The organism is Streptomyces sp. MS19 (genome assembly GCF_047200595.1).
Classification (GTDB): domain Bacteria; phylum Actinomycetota; class Actinomycetes; order Streptomycetales; family Streptomycetaceae; genus Streptomyces.
The window spans coordinates 1-17769 of record NZ_JBJZOH010000062.1; the positions used below are offsets into that span (position 1 = coordinate 1).

Here is a 17769-nt window from a genome sequence, read left to right on the forward strand (position 1 = left end):
GTCGTGCGCGACCCGCGCGGCGGTGCTCAGAGCCGGCGCCGCGCCGCCTCGACGCTGTCGCCGCCGCTCGTGTTGAACGCGATGGCGGCCTGGGGCGCGTGGCGGCGGACCAGGTTCACGATCAGTTCGAAGAGCGGGAGCAGCTGCTCCGTCTTGCGGATGCCGCCGCCGATCACCACCACGTCCCACGGCCGCTCGGTCAGCGCGGCGACGACGGCGGGCTCCGCCGACTCGTCGTACACCACCATCGCCATGGCCGCCTCGATGCCGTGCGTCGCGAAGCGCGCCAGTTCCGCGTCCAGGGCCGCGCGCAGCGCCGTCCCGTCCACACCGGGTATCGCCTGCGGGTCGTAGCCGATGACGAGTGCCGAAGACATCCGGCCATCGTGGGCGGGCCCGTGTCAGCCGATGTCGCGCGGATCGACCACCACGCGCGGCACGGCGCCGTCGCGCCGGGCGAGCCGGGCGGCACGGGCCGCCTTCAGCGCGGCGGCCAGCGCCCCTCCCCCGCCCGGCGGCACGCGGACCAGCGCGCGTTCCCACCGCTCCCCCGGCGGCGGGTCGCCGGTGCGGCGCGGGCGGCCCGGCGGGACGACGGGCAGCGGCACCGGCCCCAGCACCTCGGCGTCCGGCGGCAGTCCGGCCGTCGCGAGCAGCCCCGCGACCGCCTCCGGCGTCCCGCTGACCGCCGCCATCCGGGAGACCGGCGGGAAGCCGAGGGCCGCGCGGTCGGCCAGCTCGCGCAGCGCGAACCCGGCCGGGTCCCAGCGCACCAGCGCCTGCACCGGCCGCAGCACCGGCTCGCCGAGGACGACGACCGTCCCGCCGTCCGCGCGCGGCCGTACGAGCGCGGCGGCGTTCAGCCACAGCCGCAGCGCCTCCTCCCCCGCCCGCAGGTCCTGCCTGCCGAGCAGCGCCCAGCCGTCGAGCAGCAGCGCCGCCGCGTAGCCGGGCCCCTCGGGGACGGGCTCGGCGCCCGGTGTGCTGACGACGAGCGCGGGCCGGTCGGGGACGGTGTCGAGCACATGGTCGCGGCCCGAGGTGCGCACGGGCACGGCGGGGAACGCCCGGCCCAGCTCCTCGGCGGTGCGCCGCGCGCCGATGACCACGGCCCGCAGCCGTACGCCGCCGCACTCCTCGCAGTGCCAGTCCGGCGCCGGGGTGCCGCACCATGCGCAGCCCAGCGCCTCGGCCGCCCCGCCCGAGGCGAGCGGCCCGTGGCAGCGGCCGCAGCGCGCGGGCGTACGGCACCGGTCGCACGCGAGCCGGGGCGCGTACCCCCGGCGCGGCACCTGCACGAGCACCGGGCCGTCGGCGAGCCCGTCGCGCAGCGCCTGCCACGCCAGGCTGGGCAGGCGCGCCGTACGGGCCGCCGGGTCGCGTGCCTCGTCGCCGTCGCCGACCGTGCGGACCAGCGGTGCGACGGCCCGCACCGTCTCCCGTCCGGCGGCCAGCGGCCCGGCCCAGCCCGACTCGACGAGTTGGGCGGCCTCGGCGGTGTGCGCGTGGCCGCCCAGGAGCAGCGCGGCACGCTCCTGCGCGGCGCGGAGCTTCAGGACCTCCCTGGCGTGCGGCTGCGGCGCGTTGATGTCGTGGTGCGCGGCGTCCCCGTCGTCCCAGAGGGCGACGAGGCCGAGGTCCGCGACGGGCGCGAACATCGCCGCGCGCGTGCCGACGACACAGCGTACGGCGCCCCGGCGGACGGCGAGCCAGCGCCGGTAGCGCGCCTCGGGGCCCGCGTCGGCGGTGAGCAGGACGTGGTGGCCGGGGCCCGTGAGGGCGGTGAGGGCGGCGTCGGCGCGGGCGGCGGCGCGGCCGTCGGGGAGGACGGCGAGGGCGCCGCGCCCGGCGGCGAGCGCCGTCGCGAGGACGCGCGCCAGCTCGTCGGGCCAGTGCGGTCCCGGCAGGGCGGTCCAGACGGCGCGGGGTGCGTCGCCCGCCGCGAGCGACGCGAGGTATCCGGCGGCGCGGGGGTAACGCGTCCACGTCCCGGGCTCAGGGGCCGGGGGCGGCGCGGGGGCGGGCGGGGAGGCGGCGCGTTCCGCCCTGGCCATGCGCGGGGGGACGGCGAGCTGCACCACGTCGGCGAGCGACCCCGCGTACCGGTCGGCGACCGCGCGGCACAGCCGCAGCAGCCCGGGGCCGAGGACCGGTTCGGTGGAGAGCACCTGCGCGAGGGGGGCGAGGACGCCGGGGAAGTCGCTGCTCTCGCGGCGTTCGACGATGAAGCCGTTGATCAGCCGCCCGCCCTCGCGGCGGCCGTCGCGCTGCCCGGCGCCGAAGCGGACCCGGACGCGGACGCCCGGCTGCGCGTCGGCGTCCATGGCGGCCGGGACGGTGTAGTCGAAGAGGTGGTCGAGGTGCACCAGGCCCTTGTCCACGAGGACCCGGGCGACCGGCAGCCGCCCGGCCGTGGCCGCGCCGCGCCAGGTGCGTGGCCTGGCCCTGGGCTCCCCGCCACGGCGGCCCGCCGCCGCCCTGACGAGGGCGAGCTGTTCACCGCCCGGAGGGGCGCCGGCTTCCTGACTCACGGCGTCCAGTACAGCAGACGGGTCGGACAGGCCCCCCGCCCCGCGTGCCGGGGGGCGGCGGCCGTCGGCGTCGTCAGAGCCCGGTGACGGCCCGCAGGGCGTCCACGCGGTCGGTGCGCTCCCAGGTGAAGTCCGGCAGCTCGCGGCCGAAGTGGCCGTACGCGGCGGTCTGGGCGTAGATCGGGCGCAGCAGGTCGAGGTCGCGGATGATCGCGGCGGGCCGCAGGTCGAAGACCTCGGTGATGGCCTGCTCGATCCTCTCCACCGGGACGGTCGCCGTGCCGAAGGTCTCCACGAACAGGCCGACCGGCTCGGCCTTGCCGATCGCGTAGGCGACCTGCACCTCGCAGCGGGAGGCGAGCCCGGCGGCCACCACGTTCTTCGCCACCCAGCGCATCGCGTAGGCGGCGGACCGGTCCACCTTCGACGGGTCCTTGCCGGAGAACGCGCCGCCGCCGTGGCGGGCCATGCCGCCGTACGTGTCGATGATGATCTTGCGGCCGGTGAGGCCCGCGTCGCCCATCGGGCCGCCGATCTCGAAGCGGCCGGTGGGGTTCACCAGCAGGCGGTAGCCCTCGGTGTCGAGCTTGATGCCGTCGCCGACCAGGGCCTTCAGCTCGGGCTCGACCACGAACTCCTGGATGTCGGGCGCCAGGAGGGAGTCGAGGTCGATGTCCGAGGCGTGCTGGCTGGAGACGACCACGGTGTCGAGGCGGACGGCCTTGTCGCCGTCGTACTCGATGGTGACCTGCGTCTTGCCGTCGGGGCGCAGGTAGGGGATGGTCCCGTTCTTGCGGACCTCGGAGAGGCGGTGGGACAGCCGGTGCGCCAGCCGGATCGGCAGCGGCATCAGCTCGGGGGTCTCGTCGCAGGCGTAGCCGAACATCAGGCCCTGGTCGCCCGCGCCCTGCCGGTCCAGCTCGTCCTCATCGCCCTCGACCCGGGACTCGTAGGCCGTGTCCACACCCTGCGCGATGTCCGGCGACTGCGAGCCGATGGACACCGAGACACCGCAGGAGGCGCCGTCGAAACCCTTCTTCGACGAGTCGTAGCCGATCTCCAGGATGCGGCCGCGCACCAGCGTCGCGATGTCCGCGTACGCCTGGGTGGTGACCTCACCCGCCACGTGCACCAGGCCCGTGGTGATCATCGTCTCGACGGCGACGCGCGAGGTGGGGTCCTCGCGCAGCAGGGCGTCGAGGATGGTGTCGCTGATCTGGTCGGCGATCTTGTCGGGGTGACCCTCGGTCACGGATTCCGAGGTGAACAGACGGCGGGACACATCGCTCCCTGGGTTGCAGCGGCTGCTGACTGGAATGGCTGACGACCGCCCGTGGCGAGCGCCCGGTCGGCGTCAGTCTAACCGGCGGGTGTCCGGCGTGACCCGAAGGCTCGACCGGCTCCGTGCGGTGTCCGTACAGTATCCGTCGCGGTGCGCTCACCGGAAGGGAACGACCGCGGTTCGAGACAGCCGGTCCGGTGGGCGGGCACGCGGGGGGGACGGACGGGCGCGGTCAGCGGGCCGTGTCAGCGGGCGGGAGAAGGCGTACAACGGCGTCCCACACGCGGTCGGCCAGCTCTTCCTTGGGCCCGTGGGGCACCGGGGTCTCGGCGCCGCCCGCCTCGACGATCACGGCCTCGTTCTCCTCGGTGCCGAAGGCGAGGCCGTCGCCGACGCGGTTGACGACCAGCAGGTCGCAGCCCTTGCGGGCGAGCTTGGCCCGCCCGTTGGCCAGGACGTCCTCGGTCTCGGCGGCGAACCCGGCGACCACCTGGCCCGCCGGGCGGTCGGCGGCGAGCCCCGCGAGGATGTCCGGATTGCGCACCAGGACGACGGGCTCGGGGTCGACGCCCTCACGCTTCTTGATCTTCTGGTCGGCGCGGACCGCGGGCCGGAAATCGGCCACCGCGGCGGCCATCACGACGGCGTCGGCACCGGCCGCCGCCTCGCGGACCGCCTTCTCCAGCTCGGCGGCGCTGCCGACCCGGACGACCCTCGCGCCCGCGGGGTCGGGCAGGGCGGTGTTCGCGGCGACCAGGGTGACGCGGGCGCCGCGGGCGACGGCGGTGCGGGCGAGCGCGTAGCCCTGCTTGCCGGAGGAGTGGTTGCCCAGGTAGCGCACCGGGTCGAGGGGCTCGCGGGTGCCGCCCGCGCTGATCACGACATGCCGTCCGGCCAGGTCGGCGGGCACCGGCGCGGTGCCGCGCGCCAGCACGCGGCGGCAGACGGCGAAGACCGCCTCCGGGTCCGGGAGGCGGCCCTTGCCGGTGTCGGCGCCGGTGAGGCGGCCCTCGGCCGGCTCGATGACGACGGCGCCGCGCGCGCGGAGGGTCGCGACGTTCTCGCGGGTCGCGGGGTGCTCCCACATCTCCGTGTGCATCGCGGGTGCGAAGACGACCGGGCAGCGCGCGGTGAGCAGCACATTGGTCAGCAGGTCGTCGGCGCGGCCTGTGGCGGCGCGTGAGAGCACGTCCGCGGTGGCCGGGGCGACGACGACGAGGTCGGCGGCCTTGCCGATACGGACGTGCGGCACCTCGTGCACGTCGTCCCACACCTCGGTGGCCACCGGGGCGCCGGACAGCGCCGACCAGGTGGGGGCGCCGACGAACCGCAGGGCGGCGGCCGTGGGCACGACCCGGACCGCGTGCCCCGACTCGGTGAACCGCCGCAGCAGCTCGCACGCCTTGTACGCCGCGATCCCGCCGCCCACTCCGAGGACGACGCTGGGCTGATCCATCTCCGGCACCTTCACTGCTCGCTGCGGTGTACGACACGACGGGCACGCGCCGTGGCACGGCATGCCTGGGGCCCGGCGGCACACAGGGCCGCCGGGCCCGGGACGAACTGCTGGGGCGCGCACGCCCCGGTGCCACCTCAGTCGGTGGCGCCTTCGACGGCCTCGGAGGTGAGCAGACCCGCGTTGATCTCGCGCAGCGCGATGGACAGCGGCTTCTCGTGCACGTGCGTGTCCACGAGCGGCCCGACGTACTCCAGCAGCCCTTCACCGAGCTGGGAGTAGTAGGCGTTGATCTGCCGCGCGCGCTTGGCCGCGTAGATCACCAGGCTGTACTTCGAGTCGGTGGCCTCAAGCAGCTCGTCGATCGGCGGGTTGATGATGCCCTCGGGCGTGGTCATGGAGGAGGACACGCGTCGCCTTTCCCTGGTTGTGGCCTAACGAATCAAGGCTAGCAGCTCGGCCGCGACCGCCTCGACCGAGGTGTTCACGAGTGTGACGTCGAACTCGGGCTCGGCGGCCAGCTCGGTGCGGGCGGCGGCGAGCCGGCGTTCGATCACCTCGGGGGGCTCGGTGCCGCGGCCGGTGAGGCGGCGGACCAGCTCGTCCCAGCTGGGCGGGGCGAGGAAGACGAGGCGCGCGTCCGGCATCGAGGCGCGGACCTGCCGGGCGCCCTGGAGGTCGATCTCCAGGAGCACCGGCTCGCCGCGCTCAAGACGTTCGAGCACGGCGCGGCGGGGCGTGCCGTAGCGGTTGCCCGCGAACTCCGCCCATTCGAGGAGTTCGCCGTTGGCGACCAGCTTGTCGAACTCCCCGTCGTCCACGAAGTGGTACTGGACGCCGTGCCGTTCCCCGGGCCGTGGCCTGCGGGTGGTGGCCGAGACGGACAGCCACAGCTCGGGGTGGGCCTTGCGCAGATGGGCGACGACCGTGCTCTTGCCGACCCCGGAGGGGCCGGAGAGCACGGTCAGCCGCGGACGATCGGTCATACGGTGATTATCCCGGTTCCCGGCGGAGCGGAAAAACCTCAGGCGGCACCGGTGCCGAACTCGCGCTCCAGCGCGGCGATCTGGTTGGAGCCGAGACCGCGGACCCGGCGGCTCTCGGAGATGCCGAGCCGCTCCATGATCTGCCGCGCGCGGACCTTGCCGACGCCAGGCATCGACTCCAGAAGGGCGCTGACCTTCATCTTGCCGATGACATCGTTCTCCTGGCCCTGCTTGATGACCTCGTGCAGCGAGGCACCGGAGTGCTTGAGCCGATTCTTGACCTCGGCGCGCTCCCGGCGAGCCGCGGCGGCCTTCTCAAGCGCGGCTGCGCGCTGTTCAGGGGTAAGGGGCGGAAGAGCCACGCCTACGTCACCTCGGTTGTCGAACTGTCGGATACGGAACAAGGAACGGTGAGGAACCTAACGGCACCGCACCGGCGGGGCAACGAACAACGCGCTCGGCAGCCCCGCTCTCGGTGGAGACTAGCGGGGCTCACGGCGTTTAGTCAGCGGTAATCGACAAAAAGTCCTGGTCAGCTGTGACGCCTTGGCGACATTTCCGACATATACGCACGACCGTGCGACCCTTCCGCCCCCGCCGCGCGTCCCGCTACGCCCCCGCGCCCGTGAACTGGGCGATCTCCCCGGCCTCCCTGGCCGCCGCGTCCCGCAGCGCCGCGACGCCGGGACCGTGCCGCAGCACGCCCCGGCTGACGCTCGGCAGGACATCGCCCACCGCGTCGCCGAAGACGCGCGGCAGGTCGGCGGCGGTCGCGCCCTGGGCGCCGATGCCGGGGGCGAGGAGCGGTCCGTTGATCGCGAGGCCGCCGGGGCCACCGCCCGGTCCGGCGGCGAGTGTCGCGCCGACGACGGCGCCGTACGAGCCGAGCGGCGCGGCGCCCTCGTTCTCCGCGCGCAGCCGGTCGAGGACGTGGCGGCCGAGCGGCGTTCCCCCGGCCGTCACGGCCGACTGGACCTCGGGGCCCTCCGGGTTGGACGTCAGCGCGAGCACGAAGACGCCGGAGCCCGTCGCGGCGGCCAGGTCGAGCGCGGGGCGCAGGGCGCCGAAGCCGAGGTACGGACTGAGGGTGACCGCGTCGGAGCGCAGGGGTGCGCCGGGGCCGAGGAACGCGGCGGCGTACGCGGCCATGGTGGAGCCGATGTCGCCGCGCTTGGCGTCCATCAGGACGAGCGCCCCGGCGTCGCGCGCGTCGGCGACGGCGCGCTCCAGCACGGCGATGCCGCGGGAGCCGAAGCGTTCGAAGAAGGCGCTCTGCGGCTTCAGGACGGCGACCCGGTCGGCCAGCGCCTCCACGACGGTGTGCGTGAAGCGCTCAAGGCCGGCCACGTCGTCGCCGAGCCCCCAGTCGGCGAGGAGCGCGGCGTGCGGGTCGATGCCGACGCACAGCGGGCCGCGCGTGTCCATGGCGCGGCGCAGCCGGGCGCCGAAGGGTTCGGGCGCGGTGGTCATGCGGCGGTCCTCCGGGCGTCGGCGCCGACGGCGTCGGCGAGTGTGGCGAACGGGCTGGCGGCCAGGTGCCGGGCGAGCCCCTCGTTGATCGAACGGGCCCAGCCCGGACCGGCGTAGATGAAGCCGCTGTAGCCCTGGACGAGGGTGGCGCCGGCCAGGACGCGCGCCCAGGCGTCGTCCGCGTTCTCGACGCCGCCGACGCCGACGAGGGTCACGCGCCCGCCGACGCGCGCGTACAGGCGGGCGAGGACGGCGAGGGAGCGTTCCTTCAGCGGGGCGCCCGAGATGCCTCCCGCGCCGAGTGCGGCGACGGCGTCCGGACGGCTGCGCAGGCCGTCGCGGGAGACGGTGGTGTTGGTGGCGATGATGCCGTCGAGGCCCAGGTCGAGCGCGAGGTCCGCGACGGCGTCGATGTCCTCGTCGGCCAGGTCGGGGGCGATCTTGACCAGCAGCGGGACCCGGCGGTCCGGCACGGAGCGGTCGGCGGCCTCGCGGACGGCGGTCAGCAGGGGCCGCAGGCGGCTCGCGGCCTGGAGGTCGCGCAGCCCGGGGGTGTTGGGCGACGAGACGTTGACCACGAGGTAGTCGGCGTGGCGGGCGAGCCGCTCGGTCGAGGTGACGTAGTCGGCCACCGCGGCGTCGTCGGCGACCGCCTTGGTCCGGCCGATGTTGACGCCCACGGCGGGGCCGCCGCGCGGCCTGCCGCGGCGGGCCAGCCGCGCGGCGACGGCGGCGGACCCGTCGTTGTTGAACCCCATGCGGTTGAGCAGCGCGCGGTCACCGACGAGGCGGAACAGGCGCTTGCGCGGGTTGCCCGCCTGCGGCTGCCCGGTGACCGTGCCGACCTCGACGTGGTCGAAGCCGAGCATGCCGAGGCCGTCGACGCCGACCGCGTTCTTGTCGAACCCGGCGGCCAGGCCGAAGGGACCCGGCAGGTCGAGCCCGAGGGCGGTGATCCGCAGCTCCGGGTGCGGCGGCGCGTACGCGGCGCGTACGGCCGGCCGCAGCCCGGGGACGCGGGCGGCGGCCCTGATGAGGGCGAACGCGGCCCGGTGCGCCTGCTCGGCGTCGATCCGGCGCAGGACGGTGCGGTAGAGGACGTCGTAGGGTGCCACGCCGCTCACCGTCCGCGCGCGGCGGTCAGGTCGCGCGCGTGGTCCTGGAGCGAGCGGACGCCGATGTCGCCGCGCAGCAGCGCGTCGATGCCCTGCACGGCCGCCGCCAGCGCCTGGACGGTGGTGAGGATCGGCACACCGCGGGCGACGGCGGCGGTGCGGATGTCGTAGCCGTCGAGCCGTCCGCCGGTGCCGTAGGGGGTGTTGACGATCAGATCGACCTGGCCGTCGTGGATGAGCTGGACGATGGTCGGCTGCCCCTCGGGTCCTGGGCCGTCGCTCTGCTTGCGGACGACGGTGGCGTGGATGCCGTTGCGCCGCAGGACCTCGGCGGTGCCCGAGGTGGCGAGCAGCTCGAAGCCGTGCTCCGCGAGGGCGCGCGCCGGGAAGATCATGGCGCGCTTGTCGCGGTTGGCGACCGAGACGAACGCCCGGCCCTTCGTGGGCAGCACGCCGTAGACGGCGGTCTGCGACTTGGCGTAGGCCGTGCCGAAGACGGTGTCGATGCCCATGACCTCGCCGGTCGAGCGCATCTCCGGGCCGAGGACGGTGTCGACGCCGCGCCCGTGGATGTCGCGGAAGCGCGACCACGGCATCACGGCCTCCTTGACGGAGATCGGCGCGTCCAGCGGCAGGCTGCCGCCGTCGCCCTCGGCGGGCAGCATGCCCTCCGCGCGCAGCTGCGCGACGGTGGCGCCCAGCGAGATGCGGGCCGCGGCCTTGGCCAGCGGCACGGCGGTGGCCTTGGAGGTGAACGGGACGGTGCGGGAGGCGCGCGGGTTGGCCTCCAGGACGTAGAGGATGTCCCCGGCCAGCGCGAACTGGATGTTGATCAGGCCGCGGACGCCGACGCCGCGGGCGATCGCCTCGGTGGAGGCGCGCAGGCGCTTGATGTCGTGCGCGCCGAGCGTCATCGGCGGCAGGGCGCAGGCGGAGTCGCCGGAGTGGATGCCGGCCTCCTCGATGTGCTCCATGACGCCGCCGAGGAACAGTTCCTCGCCGTCGTAGAGCGCGTCCACGTCGATCTCGATCGCGTCGTCGAGGAAGCGGTCGACCAGCACCGGGTGCTCGGCGATCAGTCCGGCGTGCTCGCGCAGGTACGCGGCGAGGGCGGGCTCGTCGTACACGATCTGCATGCCGCGTCCGCCCAGGACGTAGCTGGGGCGGACCATGACCGGGTAGCCGATCCCGGCGGCGGTCGCGGCGGCCTCCTCGAAGGAGAACGCGGTGCCGTACTTGGGGGCGGGCAGCCCGGCCTCCTCCAGCACGCGGCCGAACGCGCCGCGGTCCTCGGCCAGGTGGATCGCCTCGGGCGAGGTGCCGGCGATCGGCACGCCGTTGTCCTTCAGCGCCTGCGCGAGGCCGAGCGGCGTCTGGCCGCCGAGCTGCACGAGGACGCCCGCGACGGGACCGGCGAGGGTCTCGGCGTGGACGATCTCCAGGACGTCCTCCAGGGTGAGCGGCTCGAAGTACAGCCGGTCGGAGGTGTCGTAGTCGGTGGAGACGGTCTCCGGGTTGCAGTTGACCATCACGGTGTCGTAGCCGGCGTCGCTGAGCGCGAAGCAGGCGTGGACGCAGGAGTAGTCGAACTCGATGCCCTGCCCGATGCGGTTGGGGCCGGAGCCGAGGATCAGCACGGCGGGCCGCTCGCGCGGGGTGACCTCCGTCTCCTCGTCGTAGGAGGAGTAGAGGTACGGGGTGCGGGCGGCGAACTCGGCGGCGCACGTGTCGACCGTCTTGTAGACCGGCCGGATGCCGAGGGCGTGCCGCACCTGGCGGACGACCTCCTCGCGCAGGCCGCGGATGCCCGCGATCTGGGCGTCGGAGAAGCCGTGGCGCTTGGCGGTGCGCAGCAGCTCGGGGCCGAGCTGGTCGGCGTCGGCGATCTCGCGGGCGGTCTCGTGGATCAGGAAGAGCTGGTCCACGAACCACGGGTCGATGCGGGTGGCCTCGAAGACCTCGTCGGGCGAGGCACCGGCGCCGATGGCGCGCATGACGGTGTTCAGCCGCCCGTCGGTGGGGACGGCGGCGAGGCGCAGCAGGGCGTCCTTGTCGCCCGCCTCCCCGGCGGCGGCGCCGGGCGCGAGGGCGGAGAAGTCGAAGGCGGCGTCCTTCTTCTCCAGGGAGCGCAGCGCCTTGTTGAGGGCCTCGGTGAAGTTGCGGCCGATGGCCATGGCCTCGCCGACGGACTTCATGGTCGTGGTCAGCGAGGAGTCGGCCGCCGGGAACTTCTCGAAGGCGAACCGCGGCACCTTGACGACGACGTAGTCGAGCGTCGGCTCGAAGGAGGCGGGCGTCTTCTCGGTGATGTCGTTCGGGATCTCGTCCAGCGTGTAGCCGATGGCCAGGCGGGCGGCGATCTTGGCGATCGGGAAGCCGGTGGCCTTGGAGGCGAGCGCGGAGGAGCGGGAGACGCGCGGGTTCATCTCGATGACGACGATCCGGCCGTCGTCGGGGTTGACGGCGAACTGGATGTTGCAGCCGCCGGTGTCCACGCCGACCTCGCGGATGACGGCGATGCCGATGTCCCGCAGGATCTGGTACTCGCGGTCGGTGAGCGTCATCGCGGGCGCGACCGTGATGGAGTCGCCGGTGTGGACGCCCATCGGGTCGAGGTTCTCGATGGAGCAGACGACGACCACGTTGTCGTTCCGGTCGCGCATCAGCTCCAGCTCGTACTCCTTCCAGCCCAGGATGGACTCCTCCAGGAGCACCTCGGTCGTCGGGGACAGGGCGAGGCCCTGCCCGGCGATGCGGCGCAGCTCGTCCTCGTCGTGCGCGAAGCCGGACCCGGCGCCGCCCATGGTGAACGAGGGGCGGACCACGACCGGGTAGCCGCCCAGCGTCTCCACGCCCGCGAGGATGTCGTCCATCGAGTGGCAGATGACGGAACGGGCCGACTCGCCGTGGCCGAGGACGCCGCGCACGGCCTCCACGACGCCCTTGAACGCCTCGCGGTCCTCGCCCTTCTGGATGGCGTCGACGCTGGCGCCGATCAGCTCCACGCCGTACCGCTCCAGCGTGCCCGCCTCGTGCAGGGCGATGGCGGCGTTGAGCGCGGTCTGGCCGCCGAGGGTGGGCAGCAGCGCGTCGGGGCGCTCCTTGGCGATGATCTTCTCGACGAACTCGGGGGTGATCGGCTCGACGTAGGTCGCGTCGGCGATCTCCGGGTCGGTCATGATGGTGGCCGGGTTGGAGTTGACGAGGACGACGCGCAGCCCCTCGGCCTTGAGCACGCGGCAGGCCTGCGTGCCCGAGTAGTCGAACTCGGCCGCCTGCCCGATCACGATCGGACCGGAGCCGATCACCAGTACGGACTTGATATCCGAACGCCTAGGCACGCCGGTCCTCCATCAGGGAAACAAAACGGTCGAACAGGTAGGCCGCGTCGTGCGGCCCGGCCGCGGCCTCGGGGTGGTACTGGACGCTGAACGCGGGCCGGTCGAGCAGCCGCAGCCCCTCGACGACGTCGTCGTTCAGGCAGACGTGCGAGACCTCCGCGCGGCCGAACGGCGTCTCGGACGGGCCGTCGAGCGGCGCGTCCACGGCGAAGCCGTGGTTGTGCGCGGTGACCTCGACCTTGCCGGTCGCCAGGTCCTTCACCGGCTGGTTGATGCCGCGGTGGCCGTACTTGAGCTTGAACGTGCCGAAGCCCAGGGCGCGGCCGAGCACCTGGTTGCCGAAGCAGATGCCGAACAGCGGCGTCTCGCGCTCCAGCACGCCGCGCATCAGCGCGACGGGGTGGTCGGCGGTCGCCGGGTCGCCAGGACCGTTGGAGAAGAACACCCCGTCGGGCGAGGACGCGTAGACCTCGTCCAGCGTCGCGGTGGCGGGCACGACGGTCACCTCGATGCCGCGTTCCGCCATGCGGTGCGGCGTCATGCCCTTGATGCCGAGGTCCACGGCGGTCACGGCCAGCCGCTTGGCGCCGAGGGCGGGGACGGTGTACGGCTCGGTGACGGCGACCTCGGCGGCCAGGTCGGCGCCGGTCATGGGCGGCGCGGACCGTACGCGGGCGAGGAGTTCGTCCTCCCCCGCGCCCAGCGCGGGCCCGGAGAAGATCCCGGCGCGCATCGCGCCGCGCTCGCGCAGGTGCCGGGTGAGGGCGCGGGTGTCCACGCCGCCGATGCCCACGACGCCCTGGGCGGCCAGTTCCTGGTCGAGCGTGCGGACCGAGCGCCAGTTGGAGGGCCTGCGGGCGGGGTCACGGACGACGTACCCGGCGACCCAGATGCGGCGTGACTCGGGGTCCTCGTCGTTCACGCCGGTGTTGCCGATGTGCGGGGCCGTCATCACGACGATCTGGCGGTGGTACGAGGGGTCGGTCAGCGTCTCCTGGTAGCCGGTCATACCGGTGGAGAAGACGGCTTCGCCGAAGGTCTCCCCCACAGCGCCGTACGCCTGGCCGCGGAAGGTGCGGCCGTCCTCCAGGACGAGCAGCGCGGGGGTCGGACTGGCTGTGGTCATCGTGCGCCTTCTTCGCTGTGGTGCGTGCTCGGGGTGGTGGGTGGGCCGGACGGGGCGGCGGCTCCGGCGCCCTCGGGGAGGTAGGTGCCGAGTGCCTCGACCCAGGCGGGGTGCTCGGCGGCGGTGTCCGAGCGGAAGCCGGAGTCGAGCAGCCGGTCGCCGTGCTCCCAGGTCAGGACGAGCAGGCCGCCCTCGGTGAGGACCTTGCCCGCGATGCCCTTGTCGAGGCGGGCGCCGCGCAGGCGTGCCGCCGGGATGAGGAAGTCGCCCGCGCCGGTGCCGCGCACGGTGATGCCGTCGTCGGTCAGGTCGAGCGTGACGCGGCTGCGGGCGCCGAGGCCGCGGGCCACGATCCGGTCGAGCCAGCGGCCCGCGGCGGTCGAGCCGTGGTAGCGGCCGGTCAGCGTCAGCCGGGCCGTGCCGCCTGCGCCGGGCTCCGGGGCCTGCGGCAGCTCCGGCAGGTCGCCCTGGAGCGCGGCGCGCCACTTCCAGCCCTGCCGCATGAGCCAGTAGACCAGGGCGATCAGGAGCACGATGCCGACGACCCAGGCGATGCGCGGGCCCCAGTCGGTGACCTCCTGCGACCTGCGGGTCTCCTCGGCCAGCGGGACGAGCAGCGTGGCGGGCGCGTTCATGCGAGCTTCCCGTCCCGGACGGTGGCCCGCCCGCGCAGGAACGTGTGGACGACCCTGCCGGGCAGCTCACGGCCGCGGTACGGCGTGTTGCGGCTGCGGGAGGCGAACGCGGCGGGGTCCACGACGGCGCGGTGGCCGGGGTCGACCAGCGTCAGGTTCGCGGGCTCGCCCGCGGCGACCGGCCTGCCCTGGCCCGTCAGCCGTCCGATGGCGGCGGGGCGGTGGGACATCCGGTCGGCGACCCCGGCCCAGTCGAGCAGCCCGGTGTCCACCATCGTGTGCTGGACGACGGACAGCGCGGTCTCCAGGCCGATCATGCCCATGGCCGCCGCGCCCCACTCGCAGTCCTTGTCCTCGTGCGGGTGCGGGGCGTGGTCGGTGGCGACGCAGTCGATGGTGCCGTCCGCGAGCGCGGCGCGCAGGGCGAGGACGTCCTCCTCGGTGCGCAGCGGCGGGTTGACCTTGTAGACGGGGTCGTACGAACGGACCAGCTCGTCGGTCAGCAGCAGGTGGTGGGGTGTCACCTCGGCGGTGACCGGCCAGCCCTTCCCCTTGGCCCAGCGCACCAGTTCGACGGATCCGGCCGTGCTGAGGTGGCAGATGTGCAGGCGGGAGCCGACGTGGGCCGCGAGCAGGATGTCGCGGGCGATGACCGACTCCTCGGCGACGGCGGGCCAGCCGCCGAGGCCGAGGTCGGCGGACACGGTGCCCTCGTTCATCTGCGCGCCCTCGGTGAGCCGGGGCTCCTGGGCGTGCTGGGCGATGACGCCGCCGAACGCCTTCACGTACTCCAGCGCGCGCCGCATGATCACCGCGTCGTCCACGCACTTGCCGTCGTCGGAGAAGACGGTGACGCCCGCCGCCGAGTCGTGCATGGCGCCCAGCTCGGCGAGCTGCTTGCCGCCGAGGCCGACGGTGACGGCGCCGACGGGCTGGACGTCGCAGTAGCCGGAGGCGCCGCCGAGGCGCCAGACCTGCTCGACGACGCCGGCGGTGTCGGCGACGGGGAAGGTGTTCGCCATCGCGTGCACGGCGGTGTAGCCGCCGGCGGCGGCGGCGCGGGTGCCGGTGAGGACCGTCTCGGAGTCCTCGCGGCCCGGCTCGCGCAGGTGGGTGTGCAGGTCGACGAGGCCGGGCAGCAGCACGAGGCCCGTGGCGTCGACGACCTCGGCGCCGTCCGCGGCGAGGTCCTCGCCGACTGCGGCGACGGTGCCGCCGTCGATCAGGACGTCGGCGGGCGCCCCGCCCAGGAGGCGGGCGCCGCGGATCAGGGTCCGGTTCCGGTCGGTCGTGTCAGCGCTCATGCCAGGGTGCTCTCCTCGGTGCGGGTGGTGCTCACGGCCGGCTCCGCGCCGCCGAGCAGCAGGTACAGGACGGCCATCCGGACGCTGACGCCGCCGGAGACCTGCTCGACGGCGGTGCAGCGGGGTGAGTCGGCGACCTCGGCGGTGATCTCCATGCCGCGGTTCATGGGGCCCGGGTGCATCACGATGGCGTGCTCGGGCATGCGCGCCATGCGGTCGCCGTCGAGCCCGTACCGGCGGGCGTACTCGCGCTCGGTCGGGAAGTAGGCGGCGTTCATGCGCTCGCGCTGGACGCGGAGCATCATCACGGCGTCGGAGTCCGGCAGGACGGCGTCGAGGTCGTAGGAGACCGCGCAGGGCCAGGTGCCCGCGCCGACCGGCAGCAGCGTCGGCGGCGCGACGACGGTGACCTGCGCGCCGAGCGTCGTGAGCAGGTGGATGTTGGAGCGGGCCACGCGGCTGTGGAGGATGTCGCCGACGATGGTCACCCGCCGCCCGGACAGGTCCTTGCCCATGCCGCCGGCGGGTCCGGCGACGAGGCGGCGGCGGATGGCGAACGCGTCGAGGAGCGCCTGCGTGGGGTGCTCGTGCGTGCCGTCGCCCGCGTTGACGACGCAGCCGCCGATCCAGCCGGAGGTGGCGAGCCGGTGCGGGGCGCCGGAGTCGTGGTGCCGGATCACGACCGCGTCGGCGCCCATCGCCTCCAGCGTCAGGGCGGTGTCCTTCAGCGACTCGCCCTTGGAGACGGAGGACCCCTTGGCCGAGAAGTTGATGACGTCGGCGGAGAGACGTTTCGCCGCCGCCTCGAACGAGATCCGGGTGCGGGTCGAGTCCTCGAAGAACAGGTTGACGACCGTCCGGCCGCGCAGGGTGGGCAGCTTCTTGATCGGCCGGTCGGCGACGCGGGCGAGTTCCTCGGCGGTGTCCAGGACGAGGACGGCGTCGTCGCGCGTGAGATCGGCGGCCGAGATGAGGTGACGCTTCATCAGGTGCCTTCCGTGGGGCCGGGCGGTGCCTGGCCGTGGTCCGGTGGGTCCGGAACGGGTGGGATGCGGCGTGCTGGCATGGCGGGGCTAACGGCCTGTGCGGGACACGGTCTAGCGCCCGCCGGCGTCCTGGGCCTGCCCGCGCACGCCGAGGAGCACGCCGTCGCGGCCGTCCTCCTCGGTGAGCAGGACCCGGACGGTCTCACGCTGCGACGTGGGGATGTTCTTGCCGACGTAGTCGGCCCTGATCGGCAGCTCGCGGTGGCCCCGGTCGACGAGCACGGCGAGCTGGACGGCGCGGGGCCTGCCGATGTCGTTCAGCGCGTCCAGCGCGGCCCTGATGGTGCGGCCGGAGAAGAGCACGTCGTCGAGGAGGATCACCAGGCGGCCGTCGATGCCGTCGCCCGGGATCTCGGTCCTGGCGAGCGCCCGGGTGGGCCGCATCCGCAGGTCGTCCCGGTACATCGTGATGTCCAGGGAACCGACGGGGACCGGGTGGCCGGTGATCTCGCGCAGCCGGGCGGCGAGCCGCCGGGCGAGGAAGACCCCCCGGGTCGGGATGCCGAGGAGCACCACGTCGTCGGCGCCCTTGGCGCGTTCGACGATCTCGTGGGCGATGCGGGTCAGGGCTCGCGCGATGTCCGGCGCCTCCAGCACGGGGCGGGGGGCGGACGGATCGGCGGCGCCGGGGTGGCCGGGTGTGCCGGTGGGACTGTCCATGGTGCAGGACCTCCTTCCCCGCCTCACGGGACGGGCCTTAAAGGACGTCGTTCAGATCGTCGTCGAGCGTATCAGGCCGTTCGGCACGCTCCGCATCGCCCCAGGTCAGAGGCGACTCCTCGGCCCCGGCTTGACGGGATAAATTACGCTGCGTAACCTCACAGTGAGTTACCAAAAAGCCGTCCGGGGAGATACATGTCCAGCGAATACGCCAAACAGCTCGGAGCGAAGCTCCGTGCCATCCGCACCCAGCAGGGTCTGTCGCTCCATGGGGTCGAGGAGAAGTCGCAGGGCCGCTGGAAGGCGGTCGTGGTCGGTTCCTACGAGCGCGGCGACCGTGCCGTCACCGTGCAGCGCCTCGCGGAGCTGGCGGACTTCTACGGGGTGCCCGTCCAGGAACTGCTGCCCGGCTCGACGCCGGGCGGCGCCGCCGAGCCGCCGCCGAAACTGGTGCTCGACCTGGAGCGGCTCGCCACCGTGCCCAGCGAGAAGGCGGGCCCGCTTCAGCGCTACACCGCGACCATCCAGAGCCAGCGGGGCGACTACAACGGCAAGGTCCTCTCGATCCGCCAGGACGACCTGCGGACCCTTGCCGTGATCTACGACCAGTCGCCCTCCGTGCTGACCGAGCAGCTCATCAGCTGGGGCGTGCTGGGCGCGGACGCGCGCCGCGCGGTCCAGGCCGACGAGAGCTGACCGGCCGCCCAGCGGCACACCGGGTGGCGGGAGGCGCCTGACGGCGCTCCCCGTCACCCGGGGACCGGCGGGGGGGGGGGGGGGGGGGGGGGGGGGGGGGGGGGGGGGGGGGGGGGGGGGG

16 protein-coding genes are annotated in these 17769 nt (G+C 74.2%); 1 reads left to right on the forward strand and 15 read right to left on the reverse strand.

The window, feature by feature from the left end; genetic code table 11:
* Positions 1-26: 26 nt before the first annotated feature.
* The 15 genes from ACL02R_RS28865 to pyrR form a co-directional block, all read right to left on the reverse strand.
* The gene (locus ACL02R_RS28865; RefSeq protein WP_412799912.1) at positions 27-377 is read right to left on the reverse strand and encodes a hypothetical protein; all 351 of its coding nucleotides are present in this window, start codon (positions 375-377) and stop codon (positions 27-29) included.
* A 24-nt stretch (positions 378-401) separates the two neighbouring features.
* Positions 402-2531, reverse strand: coding sequence for a primosomal protein N' (locus ACL02R_RS28870; RefSeq protein WP_412799913.1), 2130 nt, complete (start codon positions 2529-2531; stop codon positions 402-404).
* A 73-nt stretch (positions 2532-2604) separates the two neighbouring features.
* Positions 2605-3813, reverse strand: coding sequence for a methionine adenosyltransferase (gene metK, locus ACL02R_RS28875; RefSeq protein ID WP_412799914.1), 1209 nt, complete (start codon positions 3811-3813; stop codon positions 2605-2607).
* A 232-nt stretch (positions 3814-4045) separates the two neighbouring features.
* Entirely contained in the window at positions 4046-5269 is a 1224-nt protein-coding gene (gene coaBC / locus ACL02R_RS28880; RefSeq protein WP_412799915.1) for a bifunctional phosphopantothenoylcysteine decarboxylase/phosphopantothenate--cysteine ligase CoaBC, read from the reverse strand.
* A gap of 137 nt (positions 5270-5406) precedes the next feature.
* Complete coding sequence (gene rpoZ, locus ACL02R_RS28885) at positions 5407-5679, reverse strand: DNA-directed RNA polymerase subunit omega (protein ID WP_052850834.1); 273 nt, start codon at positions 5677-5679, stop codon at positions 5407-5409.
* A gap of 24 nt (positions 5680-5703) precedes the next feature.
* A complete protein-coding gene (gene gmk / locus ACL02R_RS28890; protein WP_412799916.1) occupies positions 5704-6255 on the reverse strand; it encodes a guanylate kinase in 552 nt (183 codons plus the stop codon).
* Between the two features lie 38 nt (positions 6256-6293).
* Positions 6294-6617: an integration host factor gene (locus tag ACL02R_RS28895; RefSeq protein ID WP_362958712.1), complete on the reverse strand. Its 324-nt coding sequence runs from the start codon at positions 6615-6617 to the stop codon at positions 6294-6296.
* Between the two features lie 247 nt (positions 6618-6864).
* Positions 6865-7725 carry an orotidine-5'-phosphate decarboxylase gene (gene pyrF, locus ACL02R_RS28900; protein ID WP_412799917.1) on the reverse strand — a complete coding sequence of 287 codons (861 nt, stop codon included), beginning with the start codon at positions 7723-7725 and terminating at the stop codon, positions 6865-6867.
* Positions 7722-8840: a quinone-dependent dihydroorotate dehydrogenase gene (locus ACL02R_RS28905; RefSeq protein ID WP_412799918.1), complete on the reverse strand. Its 1119-nt coding sequence runs from the start codon at positions 8838-8840 to the stop codon at positions 7722-7724. The genes pyrF and ACL02R_RS28905 overlap by 4 nt, the downstream gene beginning before the upstream one ends.
* Positions 8841-8845: 5 nt before the next feature.
* The gene (gene carB / locus ACL02R_RS28910) at positions 8846-12181 is read right to left on the reverse strand and encodes a carbamoyl-phosphate synthase large subunit (RefSeq protein ID WP_412799919.1); all 3336 of its coding nucleotides are present in this window, start codon (positions 12179-12181) and stop codon (positions 8846-8848) included.
* A complete protein-coding gene (carA, locus tag ACL02R_RS28915) occupies positions 12174-13307 on the reverse strand; it encodes a glutamine-hydrolyzing carbamoyl-phosphate synthase small subunit (RefSeq protein WP_412799920.1) in 1134 nt (377 codons plus the stop codon). Before carA ends, carB begins: the two co-directional genes overlap by 8 nt.
* Positions 13304-13942 carry a hypothetical protein gene (locus ACL02R_RS28920; RefSeq protein WP_412799921.1) on the reverse strand — a complete coding sequence of 213 codons (639 nt, stop codon included), beginning with the start codon at positions 13940-13942 and terminating at the stop codon, positions 13304-13306. Before ACL02R_RS28920 ends, carA begins: the two co-directional genes overlap by 4 nt.
* Positions 13939-15246: a dihydroorotase gene (locus ACL02R_RS28925; RefSeq protein ID WP_412799922.1), complete on the reverse strand. Its 1308-nt coding sequence runs from the start codon at positions 15244-15246 to the stop codon at positions 13939-13941. Before ACL02R_RS28925 ends, ACL02R_RS28920 begins: the two co-directional genes overlap by 4 nt.
* Positions 15243-16232: an aspartate carbamoyltransferase catalytic subunit gene (locus ACL02R_RS28930; protein WP_412799923.1), complete on the reverse strand. Its 990-nt coding sequence runs from the start codon at positions 16230-16232 to the stop codon at positions 15243-15245. Before ACL02R_RS28930 ends, ACL02R_RS28925 begins: the two co-directional genes overlap by 4 nt.
* Positions 16233-16343: 111 nt before the next feature.
* Entirely contained in the window at positions 16344-16952 is a 609-nt protein-coding gene (pyrR, locus tag ACL02R_RS28935) for a bifunctional pyr operon transcriptional regulator/uracil phosphoribosyltransferase PyrR (protein WP_412799924.1), read from the reverse strand.
* A 195-nt stretch (positions 16953-17147) separates the two neighbouring features.
* Here pyrR and bldD point away from each other — a divergent pair, with 195 nt between their 5' ends.
* Positions 17148-17648: a transcriptional regulator BldD gene (bldD, locus tag ACL02R_RS28940; RefSeq protein ID WP_052850825.1), complete on the forward strand. Its 501-nt coding sequence runs from the start codon at positions 17148-17150 to the stop codon at positions 17646-17648.
* Positions 17649-17769: the final 121 nt, after the last annotated feature.

What these genes read in the sequence shown, in the direction of transcription:
- ACL02R_RS28865 (WP_412799912.1), bottom strand. Translation starts at nt 377, where the DNA reads ATGTCTTCGGCACTCGTCATCGGCTACGACCCGCAGGCGATACCCGGT.
- coaBC (WP_412799915.1), bottom strand. Translation starts at nt 5,269, where the DNA reads ATGGATCAGCCCAGCGTCGTCCTCGGAGTGGGCGGCGGGATCGCGGCG.
- bldD (WP_052850825.1), top strand. Translation starts at nt 17,148, where the DNA reads ATGTCCAGCGAATACGCCAAACAGCTCGGAGCGAAGCTCCGTGCCATC.
- pyrR (WP_412799924.1), bottom strand. Translation starts at nt 16,952, where the DNA reads ATGGACAGTCCCACCGGCACACCCGGCCACCCCGGCGCCGCCGATCCG.
- ACL02R_RS28925 (WP_412799922.1), bottom strand. Translation starts at nt 15,246, where the DNA reads ATGAGCGCTGACACGACCGACCGGAACCGGACCCTGATCCGCGGCGCC.
- ACL02R_RS28930 (WP_412799923.1), bottom strand. Translation starts at nt 16,232, where the DNA reads ATGAAGCGTCACCTCATCTCGGCCGCCGATCTCACGCGCGACGACGCC.
- gmk (WP_412799916.1), bottom strand. Translation starts at nt 6,255, where the DNA reads ATGACCGATCGTCCGCGGCTGACCGTGCTCTCCGGCCCCTCCGGGGTC.
- carA (WP_412799920.1), bottom strand. Translation starts at nt 13,307, where the DNA reads ATGACCACAGCCAGTCCGACCCCCGCGCTGCTCGTCCTGGAGGACGGC.
- pyrF (WP_412799917.1), bottom strand. Translation starts at nt 7,725, where the DNA reads ATGACCACCGCGCCCGAACCCTTCGGCGCCCGGCTGCGCCGCGCCATG.
- ACL02R_RS28920 (WP_412799921.1), bottom strand. Translation starts at nt 13,942, where the DNA reads ATGAACGCGCCCGCCACGCTGCTCGTCCCGCTGGCCGAGGAGACCCGC.